22 protein-coding genes are annotated in these 17,396 nt (G+C 63.1%); 12 read left to right on the top strand and 10 right to left on the bottom strand.

Translation table 11 applies throughout. From position 1 onward, the window contains the following. The first annotated feature begins 35 nt into the window (after positions 1-35). Positions 36-599, top strand: coding sequence for a DUF6527 family protein (locus H1Q64_RS18120; protein WP_237904985.1), 564 nt, complete (start codon positions 36-38; stop codon positions 597-599). A 26-nt stretch (positions 600-625) separates the two neighbouring features. Here H1Q64_RS18120 and H1Q64_RS18115 read toward each other — a convergent pair whose 3' ends face one another. Continuing rightward, positions 626-895 carry a ribbon-helix-helix domain-containing protein gene (locus H1Q64_RS18115; protein WP_237904984.1) on the bottom strand — a complete coding sequence of 90 codons (270 nt, stop codon included), beginning with the start codon at positions 893-895 and terminating at the stop codon, positions 626-628. A 224-nt stretch (positions 896-1,119) separates the two neighbouring features. On the opposite strand from H1Q64_RS18115, the gene H1Q64_RS18110 reads away from it, so the two are divergent. Next, the gene (locus tag H1Q64_RS18110; protein ID WP_237904983.1) at positions 1,120-1,413 is read left to right on the top strand and encodes a hypothetical protein; all 294 of its coding nucleotides are present in this window, start codon (positions 1,120-1,122) and stop codon (positions 1,411-1,413) included. A gap of 98 nt (positions 1,414-1,511) precedes the next feature. On the opposite strand, the gene rffA is transcribed toward H1Q64_RS18110, so the two are convergent. Further along, positions 1,512-3,164, bottom strand: coding sequence for a dTDP-4-amino-4,6-dideoxygalactose transaminase (rffA, locus tag H1Q64_RS18105; RefSeq protein WP_237906460.1), 1,653 nt, complete (start codon positions 3,162-3,164; stop codon positions 1,512-1,514). Between the two features lie 92 nt (positions 3,165-3,256). On the opposite strand from rffA, the gene H1Q64_RS18100 reads away from it, so the two are divergent. After that, positions 3,257-3,634 carry a response regulator gene (locus H1Q64_RS18100; protein WP_237904982.1) on the top strand — a complete coding sequence of 126 codons (378 nt, stop codon included), beginning with the start codon at positions 3,257-3,259 and terminating at the stop codon, positions 3,632-3,634. A gap of 59 nt (positions 3,635-3,693) precedes the next feature. On the opposite strand, the gene H1Q64_RS18095 is transcribed toward H1Q64_RS18100, so the two are convergent. Continuing rightward, complete coding sequence (locus tag H1Q64_RS18095) at positions 3,694-3,945, bottom strand: hypothetical protein (RefSeq protein WP_237904981.1); 252 nt, start codon at positions 3,943-3,945, stop codon at positions 3,694-3,696. Between the two features lie 391 nt (positions 3,946-4,336). Between H1Q64_RS18095 and H1Q64_RS18090 the strand changes: the two genes are divergently transcribed. Both H1Q64_RS18090 and H1Q64_RS18085 read left to right on the top strand, forming a co-directional pair. Then, the gene (locus tag H1Q64_RS18090; protein ID WP_237904980.1) at positions 4,337-4,870 is read left to right on the top strand and encodes a hypothetical protein; all 534 of its coding nucleotides are present in this window, start codon (positions 4,337-4,339) and stop codon (positions 4,868-4,870) included. 8 nt (positions 4,871-4,878) lie between these two features. Further along, positions 4,879-5,463, top strand: a complete 585-nt coding sequence (locus H1Q64_RS18085; protein WP_237904979.1) for a YgjV family protein — start codon at positions 4,879-4,881, stop codon at positions 5,461-5,463. Here the strand turns inward: H1Q64_RS18085 and H1Q64_RS18080 are convergent. Further along, positions 5,414-5,920 carry a DUF6790 family protein gene (locus H1Q64_RS18080; protein WP_237904978.1) on the bottom strand — a complete coding sequence of 169 codons (507 nt, stop codon included), beginning with the start codon at positions 5,918-5,920 and terminating at the stop codon, positions 5,414-5,416. The genes H1Q64_RS18085 and H1Q64_RS18080 overlap by 50 nt on opposite strands. A gap of 219 nt (positions 5,921-6,139) precedes the next feature. On the opposite strand from H1Q64_RS18080, the gene H1Q64_RS18075 reads away from it, so the two are divergent. Beyond that, positions 6,140-6,868 (top strand): hypothetical protein, encoded by a 729-nt coding sequence (locus tag H1Q64_RS18075; protein WP_237906459.1) that lies wholly within the window; start codon positions 6,140-6,142, stop codon positions 6,866-6,868. Between the two features lie 17 nt (positions 6,869-6,885). Here the strand turns inward: H1Q64_RS18075 and H1Q64_RS18070 are convergent, their stop codons facing one another. From H1Q64_RS18070 to H1Q64_RS18060, 3 genes are read right to left on the bottom strand one after another with little or no spacing between them, the layout of a single operon-like run. Beyond that, positions 6,886-7,392: a hypothetical protein gene (locus H1Q64_RS18070; protein WP_237904977.1), complete on the bottom strand. Its 507-nt coding sequence runs from the start codon at positions 7,390-7,392 to the stop codon at positions 6,886-6,888. Beyond that, entirely contained in the window at positions 7,392-8,216 is an 825-nt protein-coding gene (locus H1Q64_RS18065; protein ID WP_237904976.1) for a hypothetical protein, read from the bottom strand. Before H1Q64_RS18065 ends, H1Q64_RS18070 begins: the two co-directional genes overlap by 1 nt. Continuing rightward, complete coding sequence (locus H1Q64_RS18060; protein ID WP_237904975.1) at positions 8,216-9,289, bottom strand: hypothetical protein; 1,074 nt, start codon at positions 9,287-9,289, stop codon at positions 8,216-8,218. The genes H1Q64_RS18065 and H1Q64_RS18060 overlap by 1 nt, the downstream gene beginning before the upstream one ends. Before the next feature lie 310 nt (positions 9,290-9,599). Here H1Q64_RS18060 and H1Q64_RS18055 point away from each other — a divergent pair, with 310 nt between their 5' ends. Beyond that, positions 9,600-9,785: a hypothetical protein gene (locus H1Q64_RS18055; protein ID WP_237904974.1), complete on the top strand. Its 186-nt coding sequence runs from the start codon at positions 9,600-9,602 to the stop codon at positions 9,783-9,785. 177 nt (positions 9,786-9,962) lie between these two features. Here H1Q64_RS18055 and H1Q64_RS18050 read toward each other — a convergent pair whose 3' ends face one another. From H1Q64_RS18050 to H1Q64_RS18040, 3 genes are all read right to left on the bottom strand, one after another. Further along, a complete protein-coding gene (locus tag H1Q64_RS18050; RefSeq protein WP_237904973.1) occupies positions 9,963-10,415 on the bottom strand; it encodes a glycine-rich domain-containing protein-like in 453 nt (150 codons plus the stop codon). A gap of 13 nt (positions 10,416-10,428) precedes the next feature. Then, positions 10,429-11,496 (bottom strand): helix-turn-helix transcriptional regulator, encoded by a 1,068-nt coding sequence (locus H1Q64_RS18045; protein ID WP_237904972.1) that lies wholly within the window; start codon positions 11,494-11,496, stop codon positions 10,429-10,431. A gap of 315 nt (positions 11,497-11,811) precedes the next feature. Then, on the bottom strand, positions 11,812-12,714 hold the full coding sequence (locus tag H1Q64_RS18040) for a DMT family transporter (RefSeq protein WP_237904971.1): 903 nt from the start codon (positions 12,712-12,714) through the stop codon (positions 11,812-11,814). Positions 12,715-12,876: 162 nt separating this feature from the next. On the opposite strand from H1Q64_RS18040, the gene H1Q64_RS18035 reads away from it, so the two are divergent. From H1Q64_RS18035 to H1Q64_RS18015, 5 genes are all read left to right on the top strand, one after another. Further along, positions 12,877-13,611, top strand: a complete 735-nt coding sequence (locus H1Q64_RS18035) for a hypothetical protein (RefSeq protein WP_237904970.1) — start codon at positions 12,877-12,879, stop codon at positions 13,609-13,611. Beyond that, positions 13,608-14,195, top strand: a complete 588-nt coding sequence (locus tag H1Q64_RS18030) for a hypothetical protein (RefSeq protein WP_237904969.1) — start codon at positions 13,608-13,610, stop codon at positions 14,193-14,195. Before H1Q64_RS18035 ends, H1Q64_RS18030 begins: the two co-directional genes overlap by 4 nt. A gap of 355 nt (positions 14,196-14,550) precedes the next feature. After that, on the top strand, positions 14,551-14,979 hold the full coding sequence (locus tag H1Q64_RS18025) for a LexA family protein (protein WP_237904968.1): 429 nt from the start codon (positions 14,551-14,553) through the stop codon (positions 14,977-14,979). After that, a complete protein-coding gene (locus H1Q64_RS18020) occupies positions 14,979-16,259 on the top strand; it encodes a Y-family DNA polymerase (RefSeq protein ID WP_237904967.1) in 1,281 nt (426 codons plus the stop codon). The genes H1Q64_RS18025 and H1Q64_RS18020 overlap by 1 nt, the downstream gene beginning before the upstream one ends. A gap of 760 nt (positions 16,260-17,019) precedes the next feature. Next, complete coding sequence (locus H1Q64_RS18015; RefSeq protein WP_237904966.1) at positions 17,020-17,388, top strand: ribbon-helix-helix domain-containing protein; 369 nt, start codon at positions 17,020-17,022, stop codon at positions 17,386-17,388. Positions 17,389-17,396 lie beyond the last annotated feature (8 nt).

Here is a 17,396-nt window from a genome sequence, read left to right as displayed (position 1 = left end):
CCCGCCCGGCGGCTTTTCCTTTTCCGGAGCCTCCCATGACCGAACTCCTCAGCCCGAAGCTGGTCCGTCGGCAGTACGGCGAGCTGGCCCTGCACGAACACTGGTGCCCCGGCTGCAATGCGATGCTCCAGATCGCCGTGGACAACCCGTTCCGCAACGGTGTCCGGTGGACCTGGGACGGGAACGCCGCGGCGCCGACCTTCAGCCCCTCGGTGAATCACACCCTGCGGTTCGCGCCGAACAGCGGGCGGGCCGCCAAGGTCTGCCACTACTTCATCCGCTCGGGCCGCACCATGACCTGCCACCACTGCCGCAAGCCTCTGGACCGCAAGTCCTACGCGCTGAACGTCGCCGCCATGAAGGTGGAGGCGCCGGGCCGCGCCGTGATGATCGCTGACGGCGAACTCCCCGTGACGCTCTCCGCCGACATCGGCTACCACGACCACGATCTGGAGAAGCTGACCGGATCGGCCTCGGTCGATCTGCTGGACGGCCTGCCGCAGCGGAATGCTCAAGCCGAAGCCTCATTTTGCTCGAAGCGGTGCTTGGCCAGCTGGTTTACCGAGAAGGTCAACAGCCTGACCGACCTTTCTGCCTGACCAGCGCCAACCCGCCTTCCGGCCCGTCACTCCGCCGCCACGGCCAGCTCCCAGCGAGCCTCTTCCCGCATGGGCGTGGCCGCCCTGAAATACCCCATCACGTAGACCCGCACGGCGCTGGACAGGCTGTTGGTGTCCAGCGCCTCCACGCGTTCGGCGAGGCGGGTGCACAGTTCGCTCACTGTCAGCCCTTCCCTCTGCGCGATCTCGGTCAGGGCGTCCCAGAAGGCCGGCTCCAACCGCATGCTGGTGCGGCGCCCGGCGATCATTACGTTCCTCGGCTTCTTCGATGACATGGCACGTTCACCGCTGCATGTTGCATTCTCGAGTATGTAGCGTCGCGGAGTCGGGGCCGGAAAACATGTGATGGATGTCACATAAAACGCAGGTCTCCCCGCTGGGGCCGGCAGCGGGATCGCCGCCACCCACCATTCGCCCCATTGACCGCCTAGGAATGTTCTCGTAACGTTCTCCTATGCCGGAACCGAACCACCCACCGAAACACGAACCGTCGTACAGGATGAACGCCCTGGGCACCCTGGCGAAGCGAGGCGTCACGCAGTTGGAGTTCTGGTGCCCGATCTGCCGGCGGCACAGCTTCCGGGACATGAAGATGCTGCTCGCGAAGTTCGATCCGGCCACCGATCTCTGCATGCTGGCCCGCAAGGCGCGTTGCGGCGGCTGCGGTCGGCGGGGTTGCCACATCCAGCCGGCAGATCCACCGGCACAGGGCACCCCCGGTTACCGGGAATGGCTGCGCGATGAGATGGCGCGCTGTCAGGCTTTCCTGACGCGGGCCAGAGAGCAGCTGTAGCCGCGATCAATTCAGCAGCGCGTTCAAGGCACCCCAGTCGTCACGGTTGATACGGTTGGAAAATGATCGCTTCCATCATTTTCCAACTGTGCAACGCCTCAGGTGGCGTTGGTATGAACCTCGCCGGATGTGCTTGGCACCCAAGCCAAATTACGCGCCGACGCCCTTGAGGCAGCATAGCCTGTTGTTGCCGCCGCTCTCGAGTGGGCCGTGCGGAAGAAATCCTGCACGGCTTCGACCACCTGCCAGACTCTATCACCCAACCCGTACCACATCGGAAGACGCAGCAGCCTTGCGGAGAGATCGACCGTAATGGGCAATTCCCCTGCAGCGCAGGAAAAACGCCTTCCTGCCGGCGCGGTATGTAGCGGCACGTAATGAAACGGCGCCTGAATGCCGTTCGTCCGCAGGTGGGCGATCAACGCATTGCGCTCACGGGCCGTGCGCGCCAGGACGTAATACAGATGTGCATTGTGCCGACACTCGGCCGGGATTAGCGGACGGCGCAACAGGCCGCGTTCCTCCAGCGGTGCCAGAGCCTCATGGTAGGCGTTCCACAAGGCATGGCGCTCCTCGTCCAGCCGCTCGGCATTCTCGAATTGAGCGAGAAGAAACGCCGCCAGCATGTCGGAGGGAAGATAGGACGAACCGATGTCCTCCCAGGTGTACTTGTTGACCTCGCCACGGAGGAAGCGCGCGCGGTTTGTGCCCTTCTCGCGGATGATTTCGGCGCGGGCGATCAAATCCGGATCGTTGACGACCAAGGCGCCTCCCTCGCCGGAGATCAGGTTCTTGGTCTCGTGGAAGGAGAAGGCCGACAAGGCGCCGAAGGTGCCGAGCGGACGGCCGCGGTACGCAGACATCAGCGCCTGCGCGGCATCCTCGATCACCGCCAGACCATGCCGGGCGGCGATGGCGTCGATCGCATCCATATCGCAGGCGACGCCGGCGTAATGCACCACGCAGATGGCGCGGGTGCGGGGCGTGATCGCCGCCTCGATCAAGCGCTCGTCGATGTTAAGCGTGTCCGGCCGAATGTCCACGAAGACAGGCACCGCTCCGCGCAGCACGAAGGCGTTCGCGGTGGACACGAAGGTGTAGGAGGGCATAATGACCTCATCCCCCGGACCGACGTTGGTCAGAAGGGCGGCCATCTCCAGCGCTGCCGTGCAGGAATGGGTCAGCAAGGCCTGCGGTGCCCCAAGTCGCCGTTCCAGCCACGCTTGGCAGCGTTTGGTGAACGCTCCGTCTCCGGAAAAGTGCGCCTGCTCCAGGGACTCGCGGATGTATTCCAGTTCGTTGCCGGCCAACTTGGGGCGGTTGAAGCGAATCGTCATGTCGCTCATCAGCATCACCTCGCGCTCGAACTCGCCGCAGAACGCCTTGGGTCGGGGAGCGAGCGCGGCGAAATGAGGGGCACGGCTGATCACCCTCCACCGCTCGCCCGCCCAGGACCCGGCGATCCGTGTTTCCTGGATGGCCTGTTGATAGCATCCCTTGGTCTCGGTCGGGATTGTCAGCCATTGCACACCCCGCTCCGTCTTGATGCGGTTGCGCCAGCCGCACCGGACAAACGACACGCAGTCGAACAGGGAAAATCCGTCTATCGAGCAGATGATATCAAAGCGACCTTTCTCGGACACGTAGCTAGATTGAATGATAATGATGCGCTTACCCGTTGGAGACTTATCGGGGCGATGTGTAACACCAACGGGAAGTGAATGGCCCCAATGAGGCGCGGCCGAGCTCATGCTGGAAGGCATGAGGATGCAATCTTTCTGCTGTGCATGAGTTGTTATCTGGATAGAAATGGCGGTCATATTCTCGTTGATGCGGGTGGCTGATGCGCGAATCCCCTCATGTTCTGCTGGCCGAGGACGAGGATCTGGTTGCCATGGTGGTGGCCGATTTTCTTGAGTCCGAGGGGTTTCGGGTCACCGTCACGCACAACGGACTGACGGCCATCGAGGCTGACGCCATCGATCCGGCTGACCTCCTGCTCACCGACATGCGCATGCCGGTGATGGGCGGTGAGGCGCTGATCCGGCTCATCCGGCAGCGGCGCCCCGATTTGCCGGTTGTCGTCTCGACCGGATTCAGCGAGCACATTCCTGTCGAGGAGCCGGGACGGCTGGTGGTCCTGCGCAAGCCTTATTCCTTGTCCGCGCTGGTCCCGGTGATCACCGCCCTGCTGTCCGGACGGACGGGGCTGGCCTCCTGAGCGAGGGGGAATCGGCACCAGCGGATGAGCTGAGCTGAACGCCGGCGGGATGTCCGCCATCAATCCAGCAGCGCGTTCCAGGCATCCCACCCGTCACGGCTGAGCCGCCACCGGCCCGGACAGTGGCCCGGTGTGATCAGCCCGCGGTCGTGGCACTCCACCACGAGCCACTCCGGCGCCGCGCAGGGGGCGTGTGCGCTCTGCGTGTAGACTTCCCCGGTGCCGGGATCAGCCGTCAGCAGGAGCAGGATCTGATCCTGTGTCAGGTACCCCTGGGCCATGAGCCTGCTGCTGTACTGAGGCTTGGGCATGCCGGGCTCCATTGACCTGTACACCCTCATAGGATGCGCCTGACGCGCCATCCTGACAATCGTTCACCCCGCCGCTTGGTTTCAGCGCAACCTCAACCTTTCCTTTGCCGCCTCGCCGCTGCTCGGGCGCAGATATCCTGCGCTTCGAGCCGAGCCTGTACGGCTTGCGCGAGCAGTTCCCGGCTCTGCTCCTGTAACGACCGCGCCCGCTTGAAAGCGTCCTCCCGAAGTTGGAGGAGCCGCTGAAACCGGGCCGCGGAAGCTCGTGTGTCCATGGCGGATCAACCCACCTGGTGCACCGCCGTTCCAGCCACCAACAACCCGAATCCACCCCAGCCGCCCGGCCCCCGCCGAGGCGGCATTTTTCATGCCCGAAGGAGGGGCACCCATCATGCTGCCACTGCTCATCCCGATCCTCACCGCCCTTGCCCCGGTGCTTCTGCCCGAGGTCGCCAAGGCCGCCCTCGGCACCGGCGAGACCGCCCAGAAGGTCGGCGAGGCTGCGGTGTCCGTCGTCTCGAAGGTCACCGGCATCCCGATCACCACCCCAGCGGAAGCCGAACGCGCCGTCGCCGCGGCGCAGACCGATCCGGCGAAGCTGGCCGAGCTGTACCGCCAGCAGGGCGATCAGGTCGTGGCGCTGCTGCGGCTGGACAATGAGGACCGGGCCGACGCTCGCGCTCAAACCGTCCAACTTGCCCAGGCCGGCAGCCGCATCTCCTGGGGCGCGCCCGTCGTCTCAACCATCGTCCTGGCGACGTTCGGCATCGTGCTGTACCGGGTGCTGAGCCAGCCGGCCGGCGCGATCGACCAGAACGCCACGCTGATGCTCGGCGCCCTGACCACCATGGCGTCGGCGGTGGTGTCCTATTGGGTCGGCTCCAGCGCCGGCAGCGCGGCCAAGGACAAGCTGCTGCGGAAGTGAGGGGCGCCATGACCGTTCTTCACCTCTCCGACCTCGCCGGTGGCGCCGGGTTCGCCCTGGTGGCCCTCTGGCCCTGGCTGTCCGGTCGCCGCGCGCTGCTGGCCGGGCAGGGCGCCTCCGCCGCGGCGTTCGCGCTGCACTACCTGTTGATCGGGGCTGGCACCGGTGCGGCACTCTCCGGGCTGTCCGTCCTGCAGGTCGCCACCGCTTGGCCTGACGATCGTCCGCGCTGGTGCCGGGCGCTCTACATCTCCACGCTGCCTGCGCTTGCCGTGTTGGCCGCCTCGACCTGGGCGGGCTGGCCATCGGCCTGTGCAGCGGCTGGGATGGCTCTCGGTACTGCGGCGCGCTGGTGCCGGTCGGCGCTGCTGCTGCGCGCCCTGTTCCTGCTGGCCGGGGCCTGCTGGGTCGCGCATGACTTCCTGTCCGGCTCGACCTTCGGGCTGGCCGCCGACCTGCTCTGCATGGCCGGGCTGGTCTACGGCGCGCTGCGCGATTGCGTACCTCGGAAGCGCGACGAAGCAGCGCTCGGCCAGCTACTTCCTACCTCCCAAGCGCCAACGCCGGGGCCGCCTTCCGTTGAGCCGCGATGAGGAGCAGGATCAACAGGAATGGCCGGATGCAGGTAAGAACGAGAAGAATGCCAGCGTTCCCAGGCGCATAGTTCCCGGCCACCCAAATCTGATGAAAGTGGCCGTACGCCACGCCGATGTAGAACAGCGATGCGTAGGTCACGACCGCCGCCTTGAAGTCGAGTGATCTGCGGAAGGCAAGCACCCCCATGACGCCCAGCGCTATGTCGGCGACGCCGATCTCGAACTGAAACGGGCTTGTCGTCCACCCGATGAATGCCGCGGCGCGCTCGGGAGCGAACACATGGAACAGCCCAGCCCAGAGAGCATCGACACCAACGGCCAACAGCAGCAGCCAGGACAGATAGCCTTCCGGCGTCCGATCAGATCGGCTGAGGGTGGGAATGATGATCGCCAGTAGAAAGGTGATCAAAGGAATGTGTGTCAGGACAAATCGTATCAAATTAGCGGCGTCCATTTCGTCCTCCATGGAAGAGACGACAAGCGGACGTTGAGACGTTTCTCTCGCCCGTTCCAAGAGGCTATCGGAAATACCTCGATGTAGGCGCTGGCCTCGCGCTTGTGTCTGTTATGGCGAGGTGCGCAACCGCATCGATCCTGCGAACTGATGTCTGCAGATCGTCGGTCTGAATACCCAACCCCTATGTTCAATCAAAGGATACCAACCGTGAACGCCATGTTCCCGGCACGCACAGCCGTGCCTGACTTCCGCCTCGTCGAGACCTTGTTGCTGGGCACCGGGCCGCTCGCCCCGGCGCTGGGCGCCGCGCGTGACCGCTTGTCCCGTGAGCTGGTCGCCCGCGGCGTGACGCCGATCCTGTGCGAGTCCTGGCCGGATCTGCAGGTGCTGAACGCCCGGCACCGTGAGAGCTGGTTCCCGATGCTGCCCAAGCCGGCCAGTGCTCCAGCCTTCTGGCTCGGGCTGGTCGACAGCGAAGGGGAGGTGGTCGCCACGCACGCCGTGGTGTTGGTCGACTGCGCCTCCTCCAGCTTCGGCGCCCGGCTGGCGGACCTTTCGGCTCTGCACGATCCCGGCTCGGCGCCGGCGGATGAATGGGCCTTCGTCGCCAGCGAGGCCGCGCACGACACCCGTGGGGCGGTGGCCTGGATCGTGGCTGGCTGGACCCGGCCGGACTGGCGCGGTGCCGGGCTGTTCCATCGGCTCGGCGAGATGGTGCGGCTGGTCGCCCTGGCCCGCTGGAACCCGAAGTGGGTGGTCGGGCTGGTCGATCCGGAGACGGTACCGGTGTGGAGCGGGCGGGGCGGTGGTCGGCGCAGGCTGGAGGAGCGGCCCGGCATCCTCTATCATCAGAGCGACGTGGGGCGGCTCCCGCTGCATCTCATGCGCTGGGGCCGCCACGCCGTGTATATGGATCTCGGTATCTGCGGCGGCCCCTCCTGGTGAGGGAGGCCGCTGACAGATCAATGCAGCGTCTGCACGTCGATGGCCGACAGTACCGCTCGCCGCCCACGGTCGGCCCACCCGAACAGCGCTTGGGTGTAGACGAAGGGCCGCCCCACACCGGACACCGCGATCCGGTTGAACAGGGCCTCGCCCGCGCCGATGGCCTCGGCATATTCCAGCCCAATCCGGTGGGCGTAGTCGGTATGCGGGTCGGCGGCCTCGGGCTGGCCGATCATGGACCGGCTCCAGCCCATGCCGAGAACCTTCACCGTCGGTGCGCCGATCCGGCGGAACAGCAGCGGCGTTTCCGCCTCCATCGCCGCCAGCACCGTGCAGCGGTCGAACAGGCCGCGGCGTTCCAACCAGTCGAACAGGTCGGCGCTGAGGGTCCGGCGGCGCCGGCATTCAGCGGCGATGTCCTGCTGCCAATCCGCGGCGGCGCGCAGGGTTAAGCGCTCGACGTGGATCTCGGTGTGGACGGGGCGCGGCGCGCCCCGATCCGTGTGGAACTGCAGAATGGACATCACGCAGCCTCCATCATCTTGAGCGCCGCCGCGAACCCGGCCCGGAAGGCGTCGGGGGAGCAGCCGGCGGCGTTGGCGCCCGCCTCCACCATGGCTTCGGTGATGACGGTGGGGACCGTAGGCGCGGTGTGAGGGATGGCGCGGTCGGCGAGGCTGGCAATGGCCGCGCCGAAGTCGTCCGATTCGTTCGCGAGAGGGACGTCGCCGGTCAGCAGGGCCTTCAACTCCGGCACCGCCCGCAGAGCGTCGGCGACAAGGCCAAAGACCAGCGCATCCACTCCATTTCTGGCTTCCGACACCGTGGGCGGGAAGGGCAGGACGCCGGGCTTGCTGTCCGGGTGGCAGGCGACGGGGTGGGTGGCCCACAGCAAGACCGTCTTGGCGGCCATGCCCAGCGTCGGGTTCCCGTCGTAGGCCGCGATCTGGCGGGCCAGCCGGAAGGACTCGTTGCTCGAGTCGATCAGGTCAGCATCGTCTTGACCTTCGGCGCCGATGGTCGCTTCCAGCTCGAGCCAGCGGCGGACGTCTGCGAGGATCTGGTCGCGGTCGGCGTCCTCTGACCTAGCGAGCAGCGTGCCCAGAGCATCACGCACGCGCTGAAGCGCTGGAGCATGCCGGTGCCCTTCGCCGGTCAACCCGATTTCGGGACACAGCAGCCGGTCCAGCACAGCCAGAACGTCGAGCGGCGTGACCGGTTCTGCGGCCAGCATCCCGTCTTCCAGAGGGGCGTATTCATGGTGCAGGCCGTCCCGAGCGAGGTCAGCAATCTGCTGGGCTGCCTCGGTGAAAGTCAGGCCAATGTCAGGGATCATGGTGGAGCGCATCAGCGATCCTCCCCAGCGCCGGGGGTGGGCAGCGGCGAGCCCTTCGGCTTGGACGCCTGCTTGGCGCGGATCGCCTCCACCTTAGTCCACACCCGGGCCAGCTCGGTTTCTCCGGCCTCGGCCATGTCGATGCCCTGCGCATGGCACAGCGCCGCCAGGGTCACCATCACGCCGCCGACTTCTTGCGCCGGTTCGCCGACCGCGCGACCGAACACGTAGTCCACGAGCTGGTGCGCCTCGCCCTGGGTGCAGCCGCACGCCTGCACCAACTCCAGCGCCTCCTCCAGGAAGCGGTGGTTGCGCTCCAGCTTGTCGGCGGTGATCTCGGCGCCGAAGCAGGCGAGCATCCAATCATGGATGCGCTGCTGAAAGCTGGACGGTCCCGCCTGTTCGTCGTTGACCGCCGCCGCGGCAATCGCCGCGCAAGCTTCCAGCAATGAGACAGCATCAATGGACAGCTTACTGGCGCACTCGACCGCGGCGGTTTCCATGGCGGGGTAGGCGGTCGGTTCGAAGCGAAGGACGTCGCGCAGCGCGTCCTCTCGCGCATGAGCCGCGCAGGCTTGGCCGACAAGCCGGTTGACCACCTCGCACAGATTCATCGCTTCATTGCGCAAGGCGTCCCGTTCGGTCTCGGCCCGCTTCAGGCTGGTGCCCAGCGACTTCGCCAGTGCGATCATCCCGTTGCCGGTCATGACGGTGGTGGCGAAGGCGTCTTCCAGAAGCTTCAGCCGGCCGGTGACGTCTCTGGTGGACGCCACGTTCGAAAAGGACGCGACGGCCTGTTCGACAGATTGTTCGCTTTCCCCTTCCACGCTCGATTCGCCGTAGGCGGCCAGCGGGTCCATATCGGTGCTGCCGAACAGCCAGTCGAAGGTGTCGTTGATCGCACCGGCCTCGACAGCCCCGTCGCCGCCCGCTTCGGCCAACATGGCGCAGCGGCCTTGCAGATCAAGAACATCGGCGGGGGATCGCGACACCCTCAGGATGTGCACGTCGCGGGGCTGCGCCCCAGGCGCACTTTCTCCGAGCGTGCTTCCGAGTATCATGGTATTTTCCGGGTCGGTCTTCATTGGCTTTCCAAGGCAAGGTGTGGACCATGGCGAAGCTGTTGGTAGCGGCTTCGCTGTCGAGTGCCCGGTCGTTGGACGCGATCGGGCACTCATACTTTTGTTGACGCCATAGCAGATACCTAGTTGCATTGATTAATGGCGTTTTAGAGGTGTCGATACCGAATTAGGTAACACATTGGGTGTTGACCGGCAACACCTATCCGCGCATCCTTCTACCTAATTCGGTAGAGTGATGGGGGATGGGGTGTTTCGGCTCTTTGGCGAGCACGTCCGCGCCGGGCGCGCACTATTGCGTTGGAAGCAACCGGAGTTGGCCGCAGCCGCCAGCAAGCATTACCCTGTGTCTCCGGACACGATCAAAGCGTGGGAGGCCATTGACGGGCCAATCAAAGCTTCAGTTGATCGTGTCGAGGCGGTCATAAAGACCTTCCACGAAAACGACATCGAATTGCTGAATGGCGACGCCCCTGGCGCGCGCAAGCGTCCTAAAGCCTGAGCGCCCTTGTGAACATCCGACTTTGGATGCAGATTGTTTGCATCACTCGCTCCATCAGTGAGTGAATAAGCCGGTGAACGGGGGCGGCGCCAACCACACCCCGCTCACCAGCTTCATCATCATGCTCTGTGGTAAGGCGCCCAGGCCGCCTGCCTGCGGTCTGGGCTACCGCCACATTCAGGCCGCATGGACACGGTTTCGCACCAGCGGCCACTCGTCGCCTTCGCCCGGCTCGCGGTAGCATTCGGCACCGGCCATCGGATGATCCGCATAGGGATCGACCGGCATCGTGTGGCCGTAGCTGACGAGCTTGCGCGTCATGGCGTAGGCGGCGTCATAGGCCGGCGTGCCGTAGACACCCGGCGTGTGGTCCACGATCTGGCCGAGCGCGACCATGCAGTCTTCGAAGTACACCCGCGGCCGCAGCATGTGGGCGTGCCACACCTTGTCCACCAACTTCGACGGGACGAGGGTTTCCGTCGGGTAGGCGGCCACAGCGGTAAGGAAGGACCGATAGCGCTCAACCGCCACCGCAGCCTCTTCCTTTTGCATGCCGCCGCGCATGAGATCTTCGACCAGGATGTCCAGGTTCATGGCGTTGATCGCCTGGACCTTGTTCAGCATGTCCATGTCGTCTCCTTTGTCATGATTTGCCGCGAAACCGGGCGGCTCCGGTGATCGCCCCCAATACGGCTACCCAGCGGGCAAGGCCCGTCTGGCCGCGGTTGGCGAGTGCCCCAACATCCAGTTTCTTCAGGATGTTTTTGACCTGTTCGCGCCCGGTGCCGGGCGCTTTTCCGAGTTCCTTTGCCGCGTCGTCGTTGGTGAAGCCGTTGCCGATCATGGCTGCAAGCTCAGCCTCTGCGGGGGTCAGCTTGAAATCCCGGTGCAGTACGTCCGAAACCGTTGCGACATCGAGGCGGGCCGGCGCGACTACCACGACCGCTGAGCCGGGGGCGTCGCCGCTCCGCGACACCGACACGATGTGCGACCTTCCTGCTGCAGCTCGAATGATGGTGGCCGCGGTCGGCGCCAAGAGGCGGCCAAGACTGGCAAGCGCCACGAGGCGCGACAGTTCTGCGGTGTCATCACCATGAAGCGCTGATAGGCGCCCGTGCTCGTCCACCAGCAAGCCATCGGACCGGCTGATGAGATCGGTCATGGCGGCGTTCTTGTGCTTGATCCGTCGATCCGGTCCCAGGACTGCGATGCCGAATGCCAAGCAGTCGAGTGCGGCAGCGCATTGCTCGGCAGCTTCCCTCTGCCGGATCGCTTCGAAAAGTCCAAAGGTCGGAATGTCGCCTGAGAAGTATTGCCGAAGGCCGGCGCGATCCGGCTCAACGCGCAACTGGGCATTCCACCCGTTGTCGAGACGGATATGTGCGCAGATCAATTCGGTTGGAAATCGGCGGGTGAACTCAAGGCGAGGGCTTCGGCGAGCGCTCTGTGCATCAGCAAGCTGAGCCTCTAAGTCTGGTTGACTGATGATTCCATTATCCGCGCCATGTTTCCATGAAGAGCGCAGCATTGATTCAAAGGTCAGTGGGGCAGAAAAATCGATAAACGGATACAGGCGCTTTTTATCTTGGCTGGCATATACGACGTTGTCGTTTGGATCGATGATGACGAGTGATGCACGCAGCCGTGATGCCGTCACGGCCATGTCGGCGAACGGGCCGGGGATGTCCCAAGGGAGCGGTGGCATCGTCATCGTTTGCGCTATTCGATGGTTGCGGTTTTCCTTTCGTCTGAACGTAACAAAGTGCTCTTGCTCGCCACTACCACCCACATGGGGGGTATGATGGATCGGCGCTCGAAATCTATGAGTGATTCTGTGGGGTTGGACGCGGTCAAATTGGCGTCAGGTACTTGATTCGTAAGCCTTGCCGGGAATTTCATTGCGCATGTAGCGCATCTGAGCCGGTCATGTAATTTTTTAGTTGCAGTAGAGCGTGTGCATACTAGCATGTGTAAGTGGTTCAGATAATTGCCCTCTAAGATAATAAAGTTTCGCAATTTCCTCGAATCACCGTGGCGACTCGGACGAGTTTGAGCGCGAATCGGATCGTTCGGCCCGAAACACATAAAGTGCTGCTCCGATGATCATCGCCGATCCAACCATCTGCATGCCGCCCGGAACCTCGCCGAACAACAGGTAGCCTGCCACCAGGGCAATCGGCACGTCGATCAGCGACAAAGGTGCCAGCCGGGCAGGGGAGGCGTAGCTGTAGCTCTTGACGGTGAACCACTGCGCCAGCCCGCTTAGCAGGGCCATGCCGGCCAGCAGCGGGATATCGGCGGCCGGCGGCCCGATCGCCACGCTGGACGCGGGAACCGCCACCACGGCGGTCACCAGGATCGCGGAGACGGCCACCACGACGCTCGGCGGGTTGGTCAGGGCCAGCCTGCGCATGCAGATGTGGCTCCCGGCTCCGGCGAGGGCGGCGAGTGGCAGGATCAGCGCTTCCCAACCATCCCAAACCGCCGTCGGCGTTCCAATGGCAGAGAGGCGAGGCCAGAGCGAGACGACGCCCCCAGCGATGCCGAGGCCGACCGCTGCCCACACGTCGGGACCAACCCGCTCCTTCAGGAACAGCCAAGCCATGGGCACCACCAAAGCGGCTCGGACATACATGAAGGCGGTGACCAGGGCGACGGGAAGGGTGGCGTAGGAGTGGACCAGAGCCATCAGCGATACTGCGCCCACAACAGCCCGGACGAGGTGGATGTGCGGGTCCCGGAGCTGGCGAAGGTGGAGGAAGGCATGCCACGCGACCAGCACCATGATTAGGCCGCCGGCCGACCGGAACATGGCCATCTCCAGTGGCGGCAGCTTGGCGCCCAAGTGCCGGATCGCGATGTTGGCGGCCATGAAGGCGAGCGCTGACGCGATGACCCACAGGGCGCCGGTGATCGTGGGGCGGGGCATGTTGGGAGGCTTCCACCGTTGCAGGTGGGGAAGGGCTATCAGACCCCGACGCGGGCGATCAATCTCCGTGTGGAACGCACTGGACTCGCGATCATCCGGATTCCATACTCCTAAAAGTCGCTCAAGGCGCTTAATAATCGCATATTCGTGGCGGAGCAATCCATGAGGCGTGCAGCACTGATCGTGTTCCTGTGCTGTATAACAGACGCGTGGGCGACGGCAGAGTTGCTAAGGACCAACGAACAGGTTTGGTCGGCTCTGAGTGAGTCCGAGAAAGCCAGCTTGCAGGCAAAGTACGTGGTGGACGTAGCAGATAGCAATCGCTACGGCGTCATCATCGATGCTCAAGCATTGGACGAATCTACACCAGGGACGACAGGCGGCGCTGCAATCGGTCAAGCATACGGTTCGGCACTATATGTCGATAATGCGTTCAAAGGGTCTCGACCAAGTTATTCGGCCACCGATCATGTTGGTGCGGCTCTTCTTGGTGCACTTATTGGTAGCGCGATGGATGCGCCGCCGGTCAAACAATTTCGGTTCCGATATACGGTTCGGGATCTATCAGGGTCGGTAAAGCAGATAGATAGAGTTGAGGGGCAGTCGTTCCGCCAGCCCATGGGTGTTTGCATTTCCATACCTTCTCTGTCTTTGGAGACGCAAAGCATCTGTGACGTTGATGTTGGGTCATTCCGCGCCCGTTACTTATTGAAGGAAAATGATAAAGGCACCCGTGCGGCCGATCTCGTTCCAAAAACAAAGAGCAGGAAAAGCAAAATATCCCATGATGATTCGCTTCTGCCGCAAGGTGGTGTGGTTCGCTGCAAAGTTGGCCCATCTGCTATTGTGGCGGTAAGTCTTGAAGAATGCTTAAACGCTGAGGGAAAGGTGCTATGAAGTCACGATCAATCGCCGCTGCTTTTGCATGTTTAATGATGCTTGGTGCATGCGCGCAGCAAGCATGGGTTTATAATGGAAAGAGGTATGAGGATAAAGAGTTACTGAAGCGCGACATGGCCTATATGAATGAATCTTATCTTAATCAACTCAAGCCTTTGCAAAGGCCGGTTACTGCAAGAGAACTGAGGATATTTGTTCCTGAAAGAAGTTATTTTATGAATACAAAACTTAATTATGTAAAGGTGGGTTATTCAGCGGCCACAATGGCTGATTTGGAAAATGATTATGTTGTTACAAATAGTTACGATGAATCTTCAAATTTATGGAAGCGAATTGAAAAGAAAGGTATCTTTCCAAGGGTGTCTTATTCATATGTGAGGGATGCATCTGGTATTCAGCCTTCGGATGAGTACGATGTATTGGTCTTTTCCGTGGCAGCGCAGCCACCTGCAATCGATCAATGGTACTACATTAGTAAGAGGAGCGGAAGACAAGCAATTTATTTCGACCAAAATCTTACTGATATTTTTGCGCGTTGCGATTCTCAGCTTGATGCTATCAAGGCGGCGGCAATGCAGTAAGGAATTTAACGTCGAACATTCGCTTGTCAGTTTCATCTACGGCAGGGAACATCTCGACAACTGGGGTGTGCCCTGCCTTGCCCGCACAATGATGTGTGTTGATGACCTTGATAATTTCTTGGTAGTCCAAGTGGATGCCTCTGGTGTTGCCTGCCGCCGAGAGCCGGCCCGGGGCGGGAGGTGTAGGCCGGGCAGGGTGAAACCTCCACCATCCTGCGGCTGATAAACCGGGACGATATTCCCATTTTGACCGCTGCTCCGCGCTCTCCAGCGTCGGCGTCAACCGCTTTTAGTTCTTGAAAAGTTCTCATTCCGCGCCATCCTCGCCTGAGGGGTCCAGATGGGGGAGGTGGGCATGGAGACGCCGGTTCCGGTGTTGATGACGTCGTGTCCGGTGGTGGCGGTCGAGGCGGTGGTGTCGGCGGGCTTTCCCAGCCCAGCGGCGGACTATGTCGAGGGCCGAATCGATCTCGCCGAAGTGCTGGTTCCGCACCCCTCCGCCACCTTCACCCTGCGCGTTGCCGGCCACAGCATGACGCGGGCGGGCATCCATGACGGCGACTTGGCCATCGTGGATCGCAGCCTGACCGCCCGGCATGACGACGTCGTGGTGGCGGTGCTGGACGGCGAGCTGGTCTGCAAGCGGCTGCTGATCCGGGGCCGGCGGATCTACCTAATCCCGGAGACCGACGATCCCAGCTACCGCCCTACTGAGGTCACCGACCGGTCCGGCTTCGAGGTGTGGGGCGTGGTCACCAGCACTGTGCGCCTGCATCGGCGCTGATGGCCATGGTGCCGCCGCGGGTCTATGGGCTGGTGGACTGCAATAACTTCTACGTCTCATGCGAGCGGGTCTTTGACCCCCGGCTGGAGGGCGTGCCCGTCGGCGTGCTTTCAAACAACGACGGCTGCTTCGTCGCCCGGTCTGCCGAGCTGAAGGCTCTGGGTGTGAAGATGGGCCAGCCGCTGTTCGAAGTGCGCGACCTGGTCCGCCAGCATCGGGTGAGGGTGCTGTCCTCGAACTATTCCCTATACGGCGACCTGTCGGCCCGGGTGACGGACTGCCTGCGCGGCTTCACCCCGCGCCTGGAGGTCTACAGCATCGACGAGTCGTTTCTCGACCTAAGCGGCTTCGAGGGCCGGGACCTGCTGGCCTACGCCGCAGAGATCCGGGCGACGGTTCGCCGGTGGACCGGCATTCCGACCTGCGTCGGGATCGCCGTGACGAAGACGCTGGCCAAGCTGGCGAACCACGCGGCCAAGAAGACGCTGCTGGACGACAGCGGGGTTTGCGACCTGGGCGGCGAATCGGAGCGCGAGCATGTGCTGCGCGTCGTTCCGGTCGAGGACGTCTGGGGCATCGGCCGGCGCAGCGCCGAGAAGCTTGGCATGCTCGGGGTGAAGACCGCGGCGGATCTGCGCGACATGGAGCCCCGGCGCGCCCGGCAGATGCTGACCGTGGTGGGGGAGCGAATCGTCTACGAACTGCGCGGGCTGTCCTGCCTGCCGCTCGATCAAGCGCCGGCGCCACGGAAGACGACGGCGGTCACCCGAAGCTTCGGGACGCCGGTCACGGAATGGGAGCCGATGCGGGAGGCGGTGGCGGCCTATGCGACTCGGGCCGGGGAGAAGCTGCGCGCCGAGGGGCTGGCTGCGGAGGCCCTCCAGGTCTTCATGCACACGTCGCCCTTCCGGCCCGGCCCGGCCTACAGCAACGCCGCCACGGTCGAGCTGCGGCCAGCGACCGACGACACCTTCGCGCTGATCGCCGCGGCGACGGCCGGCGCTCGCAAGATCTGGCGTGACGGGGTTCAGTTCAGCAAGGCCGGGGTGATCCTGACCGGGCTCGTGCCCGTGTCCAAGGTGCAGCCGGACCTGCTGGCCGCCGCCGACCGGGCGCGCGGCGCGCGGCTCATGGCGGCGATGGACGCGATCAACAGCCGGATGGGCCGCGACACGCTGGTGCCTGCGGCCACCATCGGCCGGGCGTGGCGGATGCGCCAGGAAAGCAGGTCGCCCAGCTACACGACGGAGCTGGACGACGTACCGGTGGTCCGGGCTTGATCTTCGAACAACACCCTGAATGGCTTGCCCCGTGACCCAGGCACCTCCGTGAGGATCAGCGCGAAATCCACGCCATCCAGAGATAGCGTGTGCAGGATCTCGGTGACCTGGAACGTGAATGGCGTTCCATTATCCTCAAACTGAACGCCGTCGCCACTACTCGGTGGCAAGCGGAACGCCTTCTCGCTCCAGATGGGTGTCTCACCTTCACGGATGAGGAGGCAACGGCACTGAATGCTCAAGGTCTCTCGCCGGTAAATTAAGGATATGGAAGTGAGTATCCGCTCGGGTTAGAAGACGAGAATGTAAACAGCAATCATCGCAACGATTGCGAGCGGCAAACTTATTCCAAGAACATACCGACCGACGTGTTTGATGCTGCCTTGGCGGGCCTGCGTGGCGGTCCGAGTAGGGGGCGTCCTCTGATCGACCATGACGTTCCAGCCTCTGTCAGGTAAATTGTTGACTGTTGGAAGCCATTCAGGCGCTCCGTCGATCTGATGGACCGATGAGGGCCTGAATCAGCCTCTGCTTCACCAACATCAATGTCTGGCAGTGGTTTCGCACAGTTCTCGATCGACGTACTTACGGGCGTCCGGTCGTGAGCGATTCTGAATCTCGCATTTTGGAAGGCTGCCCGGCGACTGCAGCGCCACGGGAGAGGTAACCCATTTTCTGCATCATATTAGGTGTGAGATTAGCATAGTTGATTTTTTAGGTTGCAAATCATACCTTGGCGTGCACGCGTTGGAGGGTGATCATGCTCGTTGTGAAGAATGTTTTCGTGAACGGGCGCCGTACGTCGATGCGACTGGAGCCCTCAATGTGGGAATCGCTGAACGATATCGGCCGGCGGGAAGGACTGAGGGTGAGCCAAGTAGTGAGCTTGGTGGAGCGGAAGGTTATTGCGTTGACGGGGAGCTGCTCCAATCTCACCTCGTCGGTCCGGACCTTCGTCGCCGATTACTACCGGGCCGCAGCCACTGAAGAAGGGCACCGCTTGGCCGGGCATGGATGCGGAGATCCTGTGGAGGCGATCGCGCTGGTTGCGGCGCCGAAGATGGAAGATGTGGAACTGCCGGAGCACCCTGGGCAGCAGGCCAGCGAGGAGAGGGGCCTGATTGCCTAACAGGCCCC

It is taken from the genome of Azospirillum brasilense (assembly GCF_022023855.1).
GTDB classification, from domain to species: Bacteria; Pseudomonadota; Alphaproteobacteria; order Azospirillales; family Azospirillaceae; genus Azospirillum; species Azospirillum brasilense_F.
This window is presented reverse-complemented; position numbering and strand designations above follow the sequence as displayed.

What these genes read in the sequence shown, in the direction of transcription:
- H1Q64_RS18030 (WP_237904969.1), top strand. Translation starts at nt 13,608, where the DNA reads ATGAAGTCACGATCAATCGCCGCTGCTTTTGCATGTTTAATGATGCTT.
- H1Q64_RS18040 (WP_237904971.1), bottom strand. Translation starts at nt 12,714, where the DNA reads ATGCCCCGCCCCACGATCACCGGCGCCCTGTGGGTCATCGCGTCAGCG.
- H1Q64_RS18110 (WP_237904983.1), top strand. Translation starts at nt 1,120, where the DNA reads ATGAACGCCCTGGGCACCCTGGCGAAGCGAGGCGTCACGCAGTTGGAG.
- H1Q64_RS18095 (WP_237904981.1), bottom strand. Translation starts at nt 3,945, where the DNA reads ATGCCCAAGCCTCAGTACAGCAGCAGGCTCATGGCCCAGGGGTACCTG.
- H1Q64_RS18035 (WP_237904970.1), top strand. Translation starts at nt 12,877, where the DNA reads ATGAGGCGTGCAGCACTGATCGTGTTCCTGTGCTGTATAACAGACGCG.
- H1Q64_RS18045 (WP_237904972.1), bottom strand. Translation starts at nt 11,496, where the DNA reads ATGACGATGCCACCGCTCCCTTGGGACATCCCCGGCCCGTTCGCCGAC.
- H1Q64_RS18025 (WP_237904968.1), top strand. Translation starts at nt 14,551, where the DNA reads ATGGAGACGCCGGTTCCGGTGTTGATGACGTCGTGTCCGGTGGTGGCG.
- rffA (WP_237906460.1), bottom strand. Translation starts at nt 3,164, where the DNA reads ATGAGCTCGGCCGCGCCTCATTGGGGCCATTCACTTCCCGTTGGTGTT.
- H1Q64_RS18060 (WP_237904975.1), bottom strand. Translation starts at nt 9,289, where the DNA reads ATGAAGACCGACCCGGAAAATACCATGATACTCGGAAGCACGCTCGGA.
- H1Q64_RS18050 (WP_237904973.1), bottom strand. Translation starts at nt 10,415, where the DNA reads ATGGACATGCTGAACAAGGTCCAGGCGATCAACGCCATGAACCTGGAC.
- H1Q64_RS18120 (WP_237904985.1), top strand. Translation starts at nt 36, where the DNA reads ATGACCGAACTCCTCAGCCCGAAGCTGGTCCGTCGGCAGTACGGCGAG.
- H1Q64_RS18085 (WP_237904979.1), top strand. Translation starts at nt 4,879, where the DNA reads ATGACCGTTCTTCACCTCTCCGACCTCGCCGGTGGCGCCGGGTTCGCC.
- H1Q64_RS18065 (WP_237904976.1), bottom strand. Translation starts at nt 8,216, where the DNA reads ATGCGCTCCACCATGATCCCTGACATTGGCCTGACTTTCACCGAGGCA.
- H1Q64_RS18100 (WP_237904982.1), top strand. Translation starts at nt 3,257, where the DNA reads ATGCGCGAATCCCCTCATGTTCTGCTGGCCGAGGACGAGGATCTGGTT.
- H1Q64_RS18070 (WP_237904977.1), bottom strand. Translation starts at nt 7,392, where the DNA reads ATGTCCATTCTGCAGTTCCACACGGATCGGGGCGCGCCGCGCCCCGTC.
- H1Q64_RS18080 (WP_237904978.1), bottom strand. Translation starts at nt 5,920, where the DNA reads ATGGACGCCGCTAATTTGATACGATTTGTCCTGACACACATTCCTTTG.
- H1Q64_RS18015 (WP_237904966.1), top strand. Translation starts at nt 17,020, where the DNA reads ATGCTCGTTGTGAAGAATGTTTTCGTGAACGGGCGCCGTACGTCGATG.
- H1Q64_RS18090 (WP_237904980.1), top strand. Translation starts at nt 4,337, where the DNA reads ATGCTGCCACTGCTCATCCCGATCCTCACCGCCCTTGCCCCGGTGCTT.
- H1Q64_RS18020 (WP_237904967.1), top strand. Translation starts at nt 14,979, where the DNA reads ATGGCCATGGTGCCGCCGCGGGTCTATGGGCTGGTGGACTGCAATAAC.
- H1Q64_RS18075 (WP_237906459.1), top strand. Translation starts at nt 6,140, where the DNA reads ATGTTCCCGGCACGCACAGCCGTGCCTGACTTCCGCCTCGTCGAGACC.
- H1Q64_RS18115 (WP_237904984.1), bottom strand. Translation starts at nt 895, where the DNA reads ATGTCATCGAAGAAGCCGAGGAACGTAATGATCGCCGGGCGCCGCACC.